Source organism: Burkholderia sp. 22313 (assembly GCF_052045245.1).
Taxonomy (GTDB): Bacteria; Pseudomonadota; Gammaproteobacteria; order Burkholderiales; family Burkholderiaceae; genus Burkholderia.
On the sequence record NZ_JBQEON010000058.1, the window covers coordinates 1 to 13047 of the forward strand.

General features: G+C 70.9%; 15 protein-coding genes. 2 read left to right on the top strand and 13 right to left on the bottom strand.

Translation table 11 applies throughout. The features are described 5' to 3' along the window. Positions 1–1341, top strand: a 1341-nt coding sequence (gene proP / locus ACTJKF_RS30355; protein WP_440628728.1) for a glycine betaine/L-proline transporter ProP, incomplete at its 5' end; no start/stop codon positions are given. A gap of 117 nt (positions 1342–1458) precedes the next feature. Here the strand turns inward: proP and ACTJKF_RS30360 are convergent. After that, complete coding sequence (locus ACTJKF_RS30360; protein WP_440628730.1) at positions 1459–1656, bottom strand: hypothetical protein; 198 nt, start codon at positions 1654–1656, stop codon at positions 1459–1461. Between the two features lie 355 nt (positions 1657–2011). After that, on the bottom strand, positions 2012–2641 hold the full coding sequence (locus ACTJKF_RS30365) for a glutathione S-transferase family protein (protein ID WP_440628732.1): 630 nt from the start codon (positions 2639–2641) through the stop codon (positions 2012–2014). 170 nt (positions 2642–2811) lie between these two features. On the opposite strand from ACTJKF_RS30365, the gene phaZ reads away from it, so the two are divergent. Beyond that, the gene (phaZ, locus tag ACTJKF_RS30370; protein ID WP_440628734.1) at positions 2812–4035 is read left to right on the top strand and encodes a polyhydroxyalkanoate depolymerase; all 1224 of its coding nucleotides are present in this window, start codon (positions 2812–2814) and stop codon (positions 4033–4035) included. Here the strand turns inward: phaZ and ACTJKF_RS30375 are convergent. The 11 genes from ACTJKF_RS30375 to madL all read right to left on the bottom strand — a co-directional run bounded on the left by ACTJKF_RS30375 (position 4022) and on the right by madL (position 13018). Then, complete coding sequence (locus ACTJKF_RS30375; protein WP_440628781.1) at positions 4022–4690, bottom strand: phosphoribosyltransferase; 669 nt, start codon at positions 4688–4690, stop codon at positions 4022–4024. The genes phaZ and ACTJKF_RS30375 overlap by 14 nt on opposite strands. Positions 4691–4863: 173 nt before the next feature. After that, a complete protein-coding gene (locus ACTJKF_RS30380) occupies positions 4864–5385 on the bottom strand; it encodes a phospholipase D-like domain-containing protein (RefSeq protein ID WP_440628736.1) in 522 nt (173 codons plus the stop codon). Positions 5386–5537: 152 nt separating this feature from the next. Beyond that, a complete protein-coding gene (locus ACTJKF_RS30385) occupies positions 5538–6470 on the bottom strand; it encodes an acyltransferase domain-containing protein (protein ID WP_440628738.1) in 933 nt (310 codons plus the stop codon). Continuing rightward, positions 6470–7339: a triphosphoribosyl-dephospho-CoA synthase MdcB gene (mdcB, locus tag ACTJKF_RS30390; RefSeq protein WP_440628740.1), complete on the bottom strand. Its 870-nt coding sequence runs from the start codon at positions 7337–7339 to the stop codon at positions 6470–6472. Before mdcB ends, ACTJKF_RS30385 begins: the two co-directional genes overlap by 1 nt. Beyond that, the gene (mdcG, locus tag ACTJKF_RS30395; RefSeq protein WP_440628742.1) at positions 7336–8004 is read right to left on the bottom strand and encodes a malonate decarboxylase holo-[acyl-carrier-protein] synthase; all 669 of its coding nucleotides are present in this window, start codon (positions 8002–8004) and stop codon (positions 7336–7338) included. The genes mdcB and mdcG overlap by 4 nt, the downstream gene beginning before the upstream one ends. Next, positions 7991–8698: a biotin-independent malonate decarboxylase subunit gamma gene (gene mdcE / locus ACTJKF_RS30400; protein ID WP_440628744.1), complete on the bottom strand. Its 708-nt coding sequence runs from the start codon at positions 8696–8698 to the stop codon at positions 7991–7993. The genes mdcG and mdcE overlap by 14 nt, the downstream gene beginning before the upstream one ends. A 79-nt stretch (positions 8699–8777) precedes the next feature. Next, positions 8778–9701: a biotin-independent malonate decarboxylase subunit beta gene (locus tag ACTJKF_RS30405; protein ID WP_440628746.1), complete on the bottom strand. Its 924-nt coding sequence runs from the start codon at positions 9699–9701 to the stop codon at positions 8778–8780. Further along, positions 9698–10012, bottom strand: a complete 315-nt coding sequence (gene mdcC, locus ACTJKF_RS30410) for a malonate decarboxylase acyl carrier protein (protein ID WP_440628748.1) — start codon at positions 10010–10012, stop codon at positions 9698–9700. Before mdcC ends, ACTJKF_RS30405 begins: the two co-directional genes overlap by 4 nt. 10 nt (positions 10013–10022) lie before the next feature. After that, the gene (mdcA, locus tag ACTJKF_RS30415; RefSeq protein ID WP_440628750.1) at positions 10023–11669 is read right to left on the bottom strand and encodes a malonate decarboxylase subunit alpha; all 1647 of its coding nucleotides are present in this window, start codon (positions 11667–11669) and stop codon (positions 10023–10025) included. 174 nt (positions 11670–11843) lie between these two features. Beyond that, positions 11844–12611 (bottom strand): malonate transporter subunit MadM, encoded by a 768-nt coding sequence (gene madM / locus ACTJKF_RS30420; protein ID WP_440628752.1) that lies wholly within the window; start codon positions 12609–12611, stop codon positions 11844–11846. A gap of 11 nt (positions 12612–12622) precedes the next feature. Next, entirely contained in the window at positions 12623–13018 is a 396-nt protein-coding gene (gene madL / locus ACTJKF_RS30425; protein ID WP_440628753.1) for a malonate transporter subunit MadL, read from the bottom strand. Between the last annotated feature and the right edge of the window lie 29 nt (positions 13019–13047).

Here is a 13047-nt window from a genome sequence, read left to right on the forward strand (position 1 = left end):
GCGATGGAATGGTTCGACTTCGGCGTCTACAGCTATATCGCCGTCACGCTCGGCAAGGTGTTCTTCCCGTCCAGCAGCCCGTCCGCGCAGCTGCTCGCGACCTTCGGCACGTTCGCGGCCGCGTTCCTCGTGCGCCCGCTCGGCGGCATGGTGTTCGGCCCGCTCGGCGACCGCATCGGCCGCCAGCGCGTGCTCGCCGCCACGATGATCATGATGGCCGTCGGCACCTTCGCGATCGGCCTGATCCCCAGCTACGCGTCGATCGGCATCCTGGCGCCCGTGCTGCTGCTCGTCGCCCGCCTCGTGCAGGGCTTCTCGACCGGCGGCGAATACGGCGGCGCCGCCACCTTCATCGCCGAATTCTCGACCGACAAGCGCCGCGGCTTCATGGGCAGCTTCCTCGAGTTCGGCACGCTGATCGGCTATGTGATGGGTGCCGGCGTCGTCGCGCTGCTCACCGCGTCGCTGTCGCAGGAAGCGCTGCTGTCGTGGGGCTGGCGCGTGCCGTTCCTGATCGCGGGCCCGCTCGGCCTGATCGGCCTGTACATCCGGATGAAGCTCGAGGAAACGCCGGCGTTCAAGCGTCAGGCCGAGGCGCGCGAAGCGCAGGACAAGGCCGTGCCGAAGGCGCGCTTCCGCGACACGCTGCTGCGCAACTGGCGCGCGCTGCTGCTCTGCGTCGGCCTCGTGCTGATCTTCAACGTGACCGACTACATGGTGCTGTCGTACCTGCCGAGCTTCATGTCGTCGACGCTGCATTTCGACGAATCGCACAGCCTCGTGCTGGTGCTGATCGTGATGGTGTTGATGATGCCGCTGACGCTCGCCGCCGGCCGCCTGTCGGACAAGATCGGCCGCAAGCCCGTGATGCTGGCCGGCTGCGTCGGCCTGCTCGTGCTGTCGATCCCGTCGATGATGCTGATCCATGCCGGCACCACCGCGTCGGTGTTCAGCGGTTTGCTGATCCTCGGCGTGCTGCTGTCGTGCTTCACCGGCGTGATGCCGTCGGCGCTGCCGGCGCTGTTCCCAACCGAGATCCGTTACGGTGCGCTCGCGATCGGCTTCAACGTGTCGGTGTCGCTGTTCGGCGGCACGACGCCGCTGATGACCGCGTGGCTCGTCGACGTGACCCAGAACCTGATGATGCCCGCGTACTACATGATGGGCGCCGCCGTGATCGGCATCGTGTCGGTGCTCGCGCTCGCCGAAACCGCGCGCCAGCCGCTGCTGGGCTCGCCGCCGGCCGTCGCGACGCGCCGCGAAGCCCACCAGCTGGTGCGCCAGCTGCGCGAGGAAGAGGACACGGAGATCTACGGCGTCGTGTCGACCGCCCGCGCCTGAGCGTCACTGACTCGCGCAAGAAAAAACCCCGGCCGAAGCCGGGGTCCGATCGAATCCGATCCGCCCGACCGGCTTGCGCCGGCCGGGCTTTTTTCCATCTGCTTGCAGGACATGCGTTCATGCGTGCGCTTCGCAGTGGCGGCAGAAAATCAGCGCGCGCGAACGCGACACGGCAGCCTGCGCGCCGCGCGCGGCGACGATCAGGCCGACCTGGCCGAGATTGAAATCGCGCTCGACCATCAGCTGCGTCAGCGCGGCAAGCGGCAACAGGACGGACGGGTGGTACAGGCTCGATTCGATCAGGGCTCTCATCATTTGCTCCATCAGGCAATGCATGTTCGATGGAGTGGATTCTAGGGATGACCCTGATCCGGATAAACCGCACGAATGCGAAGTCACTTGTTGGCGGCAGTGAACAATCGGCTCGCCCTTGCCGGACGGGGCTGAGCGGGTGACCCGCGGTCGCCCGGGCGCGCAACACGCAGCGGCGCGACGGGGTTTTGTCCACGCCGCGCCGAGCGAAGGCGCGTGGCGGGACGTCCCGAGGACGCCGGTCGAATCGATGAGCGCCGACTGCCGGCACGGTTTTCCGGCGCGGCCATGCACGTCGCATCACCGTCGCATCACCGTCGCTCGCCCTCGCCCACTGCCGCCGCGCTTGCCGTCCGTTTCAGTCGAGCGGGGTCTCGACGAACGCCGGCAGCGCCTCCGCGCGCGCCGAATGCGCGGCGAGCGCCGGATAACGGGCCGCATCGATCCGTGCGAGCGCCGGGTAATCGGCGGCCATGAACTGCGTGAAGCGCCATGCGACGGCGACGGTCACGTCGGACTGCAACGGGCGCGCGCCGCCCAGCCAGCCATTCGCGGCCGCGACGAGCGGCTCGAGCTCGCCGTACGCGGCGTCGAGCTGGCTCAGCACCCGCTCGAGCCACGGCGCGTGCTGCTTGTCGGCCGGCCGCAGCGCCTGCTCGTACACCACCTGCACCGTCTTCTCGGCCGCCGCCAGCGCGAACCCGACCGGCACGAGCGCGCGCAGCCGCGCGTCGGCGGCGTCGGGCAGCAGGCGCCGCTCCGGCGCGACGCGATGGTCGAGGTAGTCGACGATCAGCGACGAATCGATCAGCGTCGCGCCGTCGTCGGTCACGAGCGTCGGCGCCTTCACGACCGGGTTGAACGTCCGGAACCGGTCGAAGTGACGGAACACCGAGATCGACTCGTGTTCGAACGGCAGGTCGAGCAGCTTCGCCGAAATGGCGACACGGCGCACGAACGGGGAATCCAGCATGCCGATCAGCTTCATCGCAAACGCTCCGCGTGAGGGAATGGGACCGACGACTGTAGCAGCGCCGTGCGTCGCCGCCTAGCGCGCCGCGTACTCGATAGGCGTCGGCCGGTTACGTTTTCGACACCCGCCGCGCCTCCGGAGTGACCATAATGCAGATTCACGCCCCTTCCGCAGCAAGGTTTGCCATGTGGTATGCCGTCGTCGAGCAGCAGCGGGAATGGATGCGCGCCTGGCGCGCGGCGACGCATCATGCGTTCGACGTGTGGCCCGCCGCGATGCTGCCGCACGCCGCCTCGTCGTGCTATGACGACCTGTTCGAGCCGCTGCTCGGACCGGTCGCCGGGCCGCCGCGCTTCGAGATCCGGCGGCCGGCCGTCGACGAGCGGATCGTCGCGCATACGCCGTTCTGCCAGCTGCGCCGCTTCGCGCGCGACGATACGCAGCGCATGGTGCTGCTGTGCGCGCCGCTTGCCGGGCACGCCGCGGTGATGATGACGGAGACCGTCGAGACGCTGCTTGCCGATGGCGACGTGTGCGTGACCGACTGGGTCAATGCGCGCGACGTCCCGCTCGCGTCGGGCCGCTTCGGGCTCGACGAATACGTGGCGACGCTCGACGGCTTCGTCGACGCACTCGCACGCGATCACCGGCCGCTGCACGTGGTTGCCGTGTGCCAGGCGACCGTTCCGGCCCTCGGCGCGCTGGCGCTGCGCGCCGCACGCGGCCTCGCGCCGCCCGCGAGCGTCACGCTGATCGGCGGACCGCTCGACGCGCGCGTCAACCCGACCACGCTCGGCACCACCGCCGCGTCCCGGTCGCTCGCATGGTGCCGCCGGCATCTGATCGACATCGTGCCGCCCCGCTTCTCCGGCCATGGCCGGCACGTGTTCCCGACCTATCTCCAGCAAGGCGAGATCGCCCTGCTGTATCCGCAGCGTTTCCTGTCGCTCATCGAAAATTACGCGCGCGCCGCGTCGCACTTCGACATGACCGCGCTGGCGGACGCTCGGCGCGCGCTGCGCGAATACACGGCGCTGCTCGACATGCCGGCCGAATACTTCCTGGATACCGTCGATATCGTGTTCCAGCGGATGTGCCTCGCGAACGGCACCTGGGACGTCGGCGGCCAGCGCGTCGAGCCGGCCGCGCTGCACGGCGTCGCGCTACTGACCGTCGAAGGCGCATGCGACGCGGTCACGGGCGCCGGCCAGACGCACGCGGCGCTCGACCTGTGCGACGGCCTCGCGGCCGGCGAGCGTCACCGCCTCGACGTCGACGATTGCGACCACTACGGGCTGTTTACCGGCGATCGCTGGCGCGGCGAGGTCCATCCGGCGCTGCAGCGCGTGTTCGCACTGGCCGAAACCGCTCGCCCGGGCGCGCGCCGGCGCCGGATCAGGCGGACGTGATGTCGCCGTCCGGCGCGCGCGACGCGTCGAGCAGCGCACGCACCTCGTCGTCCGCGGTCTGCTCGAAACGCGCGTAGAACTGGCTGATCCCGAAGAACGGCAACGGCTGCGACACCGTCACGAACGCGTCGGCCAGATCGTCGAACACATGCCGGGTGCCGGCCGGCGCGACGGGTGCGGCGGCCACGATACGCGCGGGATGGCGCTCGCGCAGCGCCTGCAGCGCGACGCGCATCGACGCGCCGGTCGCGACTCCGTCGTCGACGACGATCGCGATGCGGCCTTCGACCGGCAGCGGCGGCCGGGCGCCCCGATACAACGCGTCGCGGCGCTGCAGTTCGGCGGTTTCGCGCGCGATCACGTCGGCGAGCTGCGCGTCGGTCACGCCCATCGCGCGGATCGCCGCGTGCTGCAAGTGGATGGCCCCGCCCGTCGCGATGGCGCCGATCGCGAATTCCGGATCGGACGGCATGCCGAGCTTGCGCACCACCAGCACGTCGAGCGGCGCGCGCAGCGCAACGGCAATCGGGAACGCAACCGGCACGCCGCCGCGCGGCAGCGCGAGCACGACGACGTCGTGGCGCCCCGCATAGTCGCTCAGCGCGTGCGCCAGCCGGCGCCCCGCATCGCTGCGATCGGCAAAACACTCGGTCACGATCGGCTCCTGTCGTGGCGCCAGGTGCGCGACACCCGCGCCGGCGCCCGTCCAACGAGCATGGTGCATCGATGGCGCCGACGCAAGCAGGGTCATACCAGCCGGCGCGGCCGGCCAATGGCGGCGACGAAGGGAATGGGGCGCGTTCGCCCTGGCGGACTGCCGGCCAGCGGTCAGAGGCCGCCGGCCTGCCGGTACAGCCGCCAGAACGACTGCGCGTACGACTGCGCGAGCTCCGGCGCGCGCTGGAACACGTTCACCGTCTCCGCATGCGCGGCCGCGCCCTCGGACAGCGTCGTCAGCGCGACGCTGTCGTCGACGATCGCGAAACGCGGCGCGAGATCGCCGTGCCGCGAGTCGATCGCGACATCGATGCCGGCGGATTTCAGATAGCCGGCGCCGCTGTACCTGCCCGCACGCGACGAACGCACCAGCACGACCCGCACTTCGATTCCGCGGGCGCGCGCCGCGCGTAGCGCCGCCGCGACCGCGGGCGGCACATGCGCATAGCCGGCCAGCAGCACGCGGCGCTGCGCGCTTTCGATCAGGTCGACGGTCGCATCGGCCGCCGCATTGTCATACGAAAAGTACGTGCCGACCGACGCGGAATCGGACGGAATCGGGCTGGCGTGGGCGGTCGCCGCGCAGCAGAGCGCGGCGAGAAGGAAGGCGGCGGGTCTCATGGCGGGCGCCATTGTAGCGATGCCAATTCGCGTGGCAAGCGCCTGCTGAAACGGTGCTGCGCCGGCGCAACACACGAGGCGGAACGCCCGGTCGGCGAACCCTTTCCTGGGGCTCGGTTTCAGCGCGGATCGCGAGCGCGTCCGGACCGCTTGCGCGCCGTCGGTCAGCCGGCCGCCACGCGCGCGAGCCAGCTCGCGACGCCGTCGACCGAACGGAAATCCGCGACGCTGCGTGCCGGCAGTGCCGGATACGCGCCGGCCGCCATCTCGGCCAGCGCGCGGCCCGGGCCAAGCTCGAGGAACGCGGTCGCGCCGGCCTCGACGCACGCAGCCAGGCAGGCCGCCCACTCGACCGGCTCCGCGATCTGGCGCGCGAGCTTGTCGAGCCCCACATCGACATCGAGCACCGATGCGCCATCGATCCCCGAAAACAGTCGCGTGCCGGGCAGCGGCCGGCGCACGCTCACGGCGGCCAGCGACGCGCGAAACACGGGCACCGCCGACGCGAGCCGGCGCGTGTGCGACGCAATCCGCACGCACACGGGCGCGACGCGCAGCGCGCCGTCGCGTGCGGCGTCGTCGGCCACCGCCGCGACGTCGGCCTGCCGTCCGGCCAGCACGAACGCATCGCCGGGATTGGCGATCGCGATCGCCGCGTCGCGCCCGTCGCAGAGCCGTGCCAGGTGCGCACGCGTCAGCCCGCGCACGAATGCCATCCGTTCGTCACCGCCGCTCGCGGCATCCATCGCGCACGCGCGCGCGACGGCGAGCTCCAGCGCGTCGTGCGGATCGATCATCCCCGCCACGCTCCACGACGCGACTTCGCCGACGCTGTATCCCGCGACACAGCGACGCCGCGGCCATACCGTCTCGAGCAACGCAGTCGCGGCAAGCGCCTGCACCGTGCAGAGAATCTGCGCGGCGCGGTTCTCTCGCAGCACGTCCGGTTCGACCTGCCGCACCCAGTTGCGCGGATCGTCGCCGAGGAGCCGGCCCGCGTGCGCGAACAGCGCGTCGGCCTGCGGCACCGCGCCGGTCAGCTCGAACATGTCCGCGCGCTGCGCGCCTTGCCCCGAACACAGGATCGCCAGCGTCATCACTCCTCCTCGCCCGCTTCGAGCGCATCGACGAACACGCTCATCGCCAGCAGGTCAGCCGCGCCGCCCGGGCTCAGCCGGCGGGCCACGAACGCACGATGGGCGGCGGCCGCGCGCGCGCGCCAGTCGCGGGCGCGGATGCCGCCGCAGGCGACGAACGCGCGGGCGGTGGCCCGTGCGAAATCGAGGCCGGCCTGCCCGCCCCGGTGCAGCAGGTTCGTATCGTCGAGCACGGCGATCAGCGCGAAGCACGCGTCGACGCGCGCCGCTTCCGGGTCGTCCGGCATGTGGCGCCGTGCACGGCGCAGCGCCGGCAACCCGACGCCGTACACCGTCGCGAACCCGTCAGCCGCCTCGCGACGCGCGCCGCCGACGCCATAGCGGCGGCTCGCGCACTCGCCGTGGCTGTCGGGCAGTCGCGGGCCGCCGAGGATCTCGGTGCCCCAGCGCTGCGCGACCCCTGCGCCGAGCGTCATCGTGCGGGCCGGTGCCGCCGTGCCCGCCGCCATGCGGCGGCCGGCGGCCGCGCACAACAATCCGACCCCGAAGATCGCCCCGCGATGCGTATTGACGCCGCCGGTCGCGGCGAGCATCGCGTGTTCGGCGCGCAGTCCGATCTTGCGCAGCACGGCCATGTCGGCGTCGCGTGCGCCGGCATCGGCGAGTTCCGCGAAGTACGGCCGCAGCACGGCTGCGCTGCGCGCGAACGTCGCGGCATTCATGTCCGCATGGCTGCCGGTGTCGACGTGACTGACAAGCCCCGGTTTCGGATACGTGTCGATTTCCAGCACGAGGCTGCGCTCGGCCAGGTCGGCGATGCGCTCGGCGTCGGACAGCGCCGGTACGCGGCAGGCGGCCCGGGCACTCATCGCGGGCCGCCCGTGAACGCATCGGCCGACATCAATTCGACGGCGTTCGCCGTCTTGACCGCGACCTCAGGCAGCCGTGCATGCAGCTCGCGCCAGTTCACGCCCGCGCCGTCGTCGCGCAGCAGTTCGCCGTCGATACGCATCGGCGCGCGCGCGTCGAGCGCGGCCAGCCCGTCGAGCAGCGCGGCAAGCGCCGCGGCATCCGGCAGCGGCAACACGATGTCGAGATCGGAGGACTCGCTCAGGTAGTGCTCGCCCGTCAGCGCCTGCCACGCGAGACTGCCGAACACGCGGCCCTGCACACCGCAACGCGCACCGAGCGCGTCCAGCTCGCGCAACGTCGCGCGCCATGCGTCGGGCGCGGCAGCAAGCACGTCGGCCAGCCCGGGCAGCGGGCGGACCGACGCGAGCGCGTCGGCGGCCACGTTCAGTGCAATGCGCCGCTTGCCGGCGGACGGCGGCAGCGGCAAACCGAGCGGAATGCGCGCCGCATCGGCCTCGTCGGGCGATGCACGGCGCACGATCAGCGGCCAGCCGCGTGCGGCCCACGCCTGCACGCGCGGATCGGCCGCCAGCGCCGGATCGCGCGCGCGCGCTGCGCCCCACCCGGCCGCCGTCAGCGTGACGAGCGTGTGGCGGCGCAGCGGCGTATCAGCGTGCGGCACGCGCGAGTGCCTCGACGCGCTGCGCGACGTCGGCCGCCACCGGCCGGCCGCGCGCCGCACGGCCATCGATACGATCGGCCGGCTTGCCGAGCCATTCGATGACCTGCACGTCGAGCGCGCAGGCCGGATCGAGCACGGCGTCGACGGCGCCCATCTTCACGAGATTGTCGAGCCCCGGCGCGAACACCGGCGTCGAGCGCGCCATCTCCTTCAGCACGTCCATCGGCAGCTTGGTCACGCGCGACATCGACGGCAGGTCCATCACCTCCGGCTCCGCGCCCGGCACCGCAAGCAGCGTGCGGGTCGCGAGCGCGGTCGCGATGAACGCACCGGCGGCCGTATGGCCGTACAGCACGCCGATCGTGCGGTGCCCGGCGAGCTCCGCGTGCATCAGGCATTTCGCGAGATGCGACAGCCCTTCGTTCAGGCCGAGCAGTTCGTCGCGCTTGCTCATCCGCTGGCTGTCGCTGTCGACGAGCACCAGAATCGGCGCGTCGTCGCCGCGCTCGATCGTGTCGAGCACGTGCGAGGCGAGCGTCAACGCTTCGTCGATGCCGAACGGCAATCGCTCGGCAACGCCGATCACGTCGACGCGCGTGCCCGCCAGTTCCGCGTGGCCCGCGAGCAGGCCGCCGGTGCGCGCGATCGAATGACCGCCGGGAAACAGCGAGGTCAGTACTTCATCGAGCGTCATGCTGCCTCCCGCCGCGCCGCCCCACGGAAGGCAGGCGCCCCCTCGGAAGACAGCGAACGAAGTGAGCGTGGGGGTCGTTTCATTTCTGCTCCTGTAACTGGTCGGCGAGCTTCGCGAATGCATCGTCGGGCATGCCCGGTATCGCTTCCGGATGGTCCGCGCCGAGCGCTCGCCACACGTCGAGCGCATCCTTGCATGCGCCGAACCGTGCGACGCGCGCTTCGAGACGCGCCTGCTCCGCACGCAACATCGCCGCATCGAACGTCGGCGCGCGGCCGAGCAATTCGAGCGCGGCCGCGCGAAACGCGTCGGGCGTATCCGCGACGTAGCGAGCCGCGCCACCGATCAACCGGCGATGCTTGCCGCCCATCGTGCGCCAGATCAACGCGCGGTCCTTCGCATCGAATTCCTCGACGCCGCGATTGGTCTCGATCACTTCAGGCCCCGACACGCTGATGCGCCCTTGCTCGGACACCGCGAGCGCCGAGCAGCATGCGGCGAGCAGCCCGCCGCCGCCGTAGCAGCCCGCGCGCCCGCCGATCAGCCCGATCACCGGCACGCCGGCCGCGCGCGCTTCGACGAGCGCACGCATGATCTCGGCGATCGCGAGTTCGCCCGCGTTCGCTTCCTGCAATCGCACCCCGCCCGTATCGAACAGGATCAACACCGGCGTGCCGGGATCACGCGCCGCGCGCAGCAGCCCGGTGAGCTTCGCGCCGTGCACTTCGCCGAACGCGCCGCCCATGAAACGGCCCTCCTGCGCGGCGACGAACACCGGCTGGCCGTCGAGCCGGCCGTGGCCGACCACCATCCCGTCGTCGAACTGCTGCGGCAGGTCGAACAGCGGCAGGTGCGGGCTCGTCACGCGTTCGCCCGGCCCGAGAAATTCCGTGAAGCTGCCCGCGTCGAGCAGCCCGTCGACGCGCTGGCGCGCCGACGCTTCATACCAGCTCGCACGGTTCGCGACGAACGCGGGTGCGTCATGGATCACGTCGGTCATCATGCGTCCCCCTCGATCGCGCGCACGGCCTGCGCGAGCCGCAGCGACACCATGTCGGGCCGCGCGCCGCCGTCGTTGATCGACAGCTTCAGCCCGCCCGGCGCACGCCGTTCGACGAAGTCCGACACGACGGCCTGCCACACCGCGCCGAACCCGACCGCCGCGGTGCGGATGTCGATCTCGCATTCGTTGCCCGGCAGCACGCGCTCGACGAGCACCTCGAGATTGCCGGACGCGACCACGCCGACGAGCGCGGTGGCTCGTTCGCCCTGCGCGCGCGCGTGCGCGGTGAAGCGGTAGTTCAACTGTTCCATGCCCTCTTCCTCACCAGTTGCGGAACCGGGCCGGCGGCGCGTACAGGCCGCCCGACCAGTGCACGAGATCCTTGATCGAGCGCGCCGCGAGCCAGCGGCGGTCGGCGTCGAGCGGATCGATGCCGAGATCTTCCGGACGACGGATCACGCCGCGCTCGCGCAGCCGTTCGACCATCCTGCGGTCGCGGCCGCGGCCGACTTCCGTGTAGCCGGCCACGCCGCGAATCGCGTGCTCGCGCTCGTCCTTGTCGCGGCACATCAGCAGGTTCGCGATCCCTTCCTCGGTGACGATGTGCGTGACGTCGTCGCCATACACCATGATCGGCGCGAGGTCGAGTTGCAGTTTGTCCGCGAGTTTCAGCGCGTCGAGCTTCTCGACGAACATCGGCACGTTCTTGTCGCCGAACGTCTCGCCGATCTGCACGACCAGCTTGCGGCCGCGCCTGAGCGCCGCCGGCGTGTCGGGGTCGGCTTGCGCGCCGGCCTTCAGCCACGGCTCGCTCGGGTGGCGCCGGCCGCGCGCGTCGCTGCCCATGTTCGGCGCGCCGCCGAAGCCCGCGATCCGCTCGGCGGTGACCGTCGACGAATGGCCGGCCAGGTCGATCTGCAGCGTCGAGCCGATGAACATGTCGCACGCGTAGAGGCCGGCGGTCTGGCAGAACGCGCGGTTCGAGCGCAGCGACCCGTCGGGCCCCGTGAACCACACGTCGGAGCGCGCGCGAATGTAGTCGTCCATCCCGACTTCGGAACCGAAGCAATGGATCTGCTCGACCCAGCCCGACTCGATCGCGGGAATCAGCGTCGGGTGCGGATTGAGCGCCCAGTGCGTGCAGACCTTGCCCTTCAGCCCGAGCTTCGCGCCGTAGGTCGGCAGCAGCAGCTCGATCGCGGCCGTGTTGAAGCCGATCCCGTGGTTCAGGCGCTTGATCCCGTACGGTTCGTAGATGCCCTTGATCGCGAGCATCGCGGTCAGGATCTGCGTCTCGGTGATCGCGGCCGGGTCGCGCGTGAACAGCGGCTCGACGTAGAACGGCCGGCCGGCCTCGACGACGAAGTGCACGCGGTCGCCCGGGATGTCGACGCGCGGCACCTTGTCGACGATGCGGTCGACCTGCGCGATCACGATGCCGTCCTTGAACGCGGTGGCCTCGACGACGGTCGGCGTGTCTTCCGTGTTCGGGCCGGTGTACAGGTTGCCGTCGGCGTCGGCGCTGACCGCCGCGATCAGCGCGACCTGCGGCGTGAGGTCGATGAAGTAGCGTGCGAACAGCTCGAGGTAGGTATGCACCGCGCCGAGCGCGATCTTGCCGCCGAACAGCAGCTTCGCGATCCGCTGCGACTGCGGGCCCGAATACGCAAAGTCGAGCCGCTTCGCGATCCCGCGCTCGAACACGTCGAGATGCTCGGGCAGCACGACGCCCGACTGCACCATGTGCAGGTCGTGGATCTTCGCGCTGTCGACGTCGGCGAGCGCCGTCGCGAGCAGGTCGGCCTGCTTCTGGTTGTCGCCCTCGAGACAAACGCGATCGCCGGGCCGCAGCACCGCTTCGAGCAACGCGACGGTGTCGCGCGCATCGACCCGCTTGCCGCGCGCGTACGCCGCGCCGGCCGCGAGGCGTGCATCGCGCGCCTGCCGCGCGTGATTCCATCCCGTCATGAACAGTTCTCCCGCTTCGATGGTTCAGCGGCATTCTAAGCCTGGCGCCGCCGCCGATTGATGATGTTGACGAATGCGACTCAGAGGGCACCGCGATGGGTGCGGCCCGCCGCGGCCGTGCCCGCCGGCTGCGCGCGCGGGCCGCCCGCGGGCCGTCCGAATCGCCCGCCGCGGCTAGGCGCCGACCAGCGCGCGCGTCGTGAAGAACAGCACCGAGGGCCCAAGCAGGCACCCGACACCGGTATGGAACGTCGCGACCAGCGCGCCGTACGGCACGAGCCGGCGGTCGGTCGCGGCGAGGCCCGCGCTCACGCCGCTCACGGTACCAGCGAGCCCGCCGAAGATCATCGCGGAGCGCGGCGTCTTCAGGCCCATGAAGTTGGCCGCGACCGGCGTGCCGATCATCACGATGATCGCCTTCACGAGGCCCGTCGCGATGCTGAGCGCGATCACGTCGGAGCTCGCACCGATCGCCGCGCCCGTGACGGGGCCGACGATGTAGGTGACGGCGCCCGCGCCGATGGTCGTCATGCTGACCGCATCGGTGTAGCCGAACGCGCGCGCGACGCATGCGCCGACGATGAACGGCAGCACGGTGCCGAGCAGCAGCGACACGACGCCGACCAGGCCGGCCTTGCGCGCCTCGGTCGGCTGCACTTCGAACGCGGTCGCGACGATCGCGAAATCGCGCAGCATCGCGCCGCCCATCAGGCCGATGCCGGCGAACAGCTTGACGTCGGCCAGCCCCTTCTCGCCGCCGGTGAACGCGCCGCCGACATACGCGAGCGCCAGACCGATCACGATCGCGATCGCGGAGCCGTGCACGCGGCCGAACGTGAGCTTGCGCGACACGATCGACGACAGCCACATGATCAGGCCGACCAGCGCGAACGACGCGACGAGCCCGTTGTGGGCGACGGTTTTTTCGAGCATCTGCAACATGGCGGCCTCCGTCACTGTTCTTCGAATTGCGGGATGCCCGCGAACGCCGTGTCGTCGCGCCCGGTGCGTGCCAGTACCGCGATGCAGCAGGCGCAGATCGCCACCGCGCCGACTGCCGCGAGCAGGGCGACCGGCCCGCCCTTCAGCGCGGCGACGACGTTCTGGTTCGCGGCCATCGCGACGACGACCGGGATGTACATCGCGCCCCAGAAACCGACGCCCGCCTCGGTCTCCTTCGGCAGCCAGCCGCGCCGGTGCAGCCACAGGCGCAGGCAGATCAGCAGCAGCATCGCGATGCCGACGCCGCCGACGTTGGTCTTCACGCCGATCGCGGCGCCCAGCAGGTCGCCGAGGAACAGTCCGGCCAGGTGGCAGAACGCCAGCAGCGCGGTTCCGTAGATGATCATGAGTCGTCTCCAGTCTCTTCGTGACGGGT

Bases quoted from the DNA above. Each gene is read 5' to 3' on its own strand.
- ACTJKF_RS30385 (WP_440628738.1), bottom strand. From the start codon at position 6,470: ATGACGCTGGCGATCCTGTGTTCGGGGCAAGGCGCGCAGCGCGCGGAC.
- phaZ (WP_440628734.1), top strand. From the start codon at position 2,812: ATGTGGTATGCCGTCGTCGAGCAGCAGCGGGAATGGATGCGCGCCTGG.
- madM (WP_440628752.1), bottom strand. From the start codon at position 12,611: ATGTTGCAGATGCTCGAAAAAACCGTCGCCCACAACGGGCTCGTCGCG.
- mdcB (WP_440628740.1), bottom strand. From the start codon at position 7,339: ATGAGTGCCCGGGCCGCCTGCCGCGTACCGGCGCTGTCCGACGCCGAG.
- madL (WP_440628753.1), bottom strand. From the start codon at position 13,018: ATGATCATCTACGGAACCGCGCTGCTGGCGTTCTGCCACCTGGCCGGA.
- ACTJKF_RS30365 (WP_440628732.1), bottom strand. From the start codon at position 2,641: ATGAAGCTGATCGGCATGCTGGATTCCCCGTTCGTGCGCCGTGTCGCC.
- ACTJKF_RS30380 (WP_440628736.1), bottom strand. From the start codon at position 5,385: ATGGCGCCCGCCATGAGACCCGCCGCCTTCCTTCTCGCCGCGCTCTGC.
- mdcA (WP_440628750.1), bottom strand. From the start codon at position 11,669: ATGACGGGATGGAATCACGCGCGGCAGGCGCGCGATGCACGCCTCGCG.
- ACTJKF_RS30360 (WP_440628730.1), bottom strand. From the start codon at position 1,656: ATGATGAGAGCCCTGATCGAATCGAGCCTGTACCACCCGTCCGTCCTG.
- mdcC (WP_440628748.1), bottom strand. From the start codon at position 10,012: ATGGAACAGTTGAACTACCGCTTCACCGCGCACGCGCGCGCGCAGGGC.
- mdcE (WP_440628744.1), bottom strand. From the start codon at position 8,698: ATGACGCTCGATGAAGTACTGACCTCGCTGTTTCCCGGCGGTCATTCG.
- ACTJKF_RS30405 (WP_440628746.1), bottom strand. From the start codon at position 9,701: ATGATGACCGACGTGATCCATGACGCACCCGCGTTCGTCGCGAACCGT.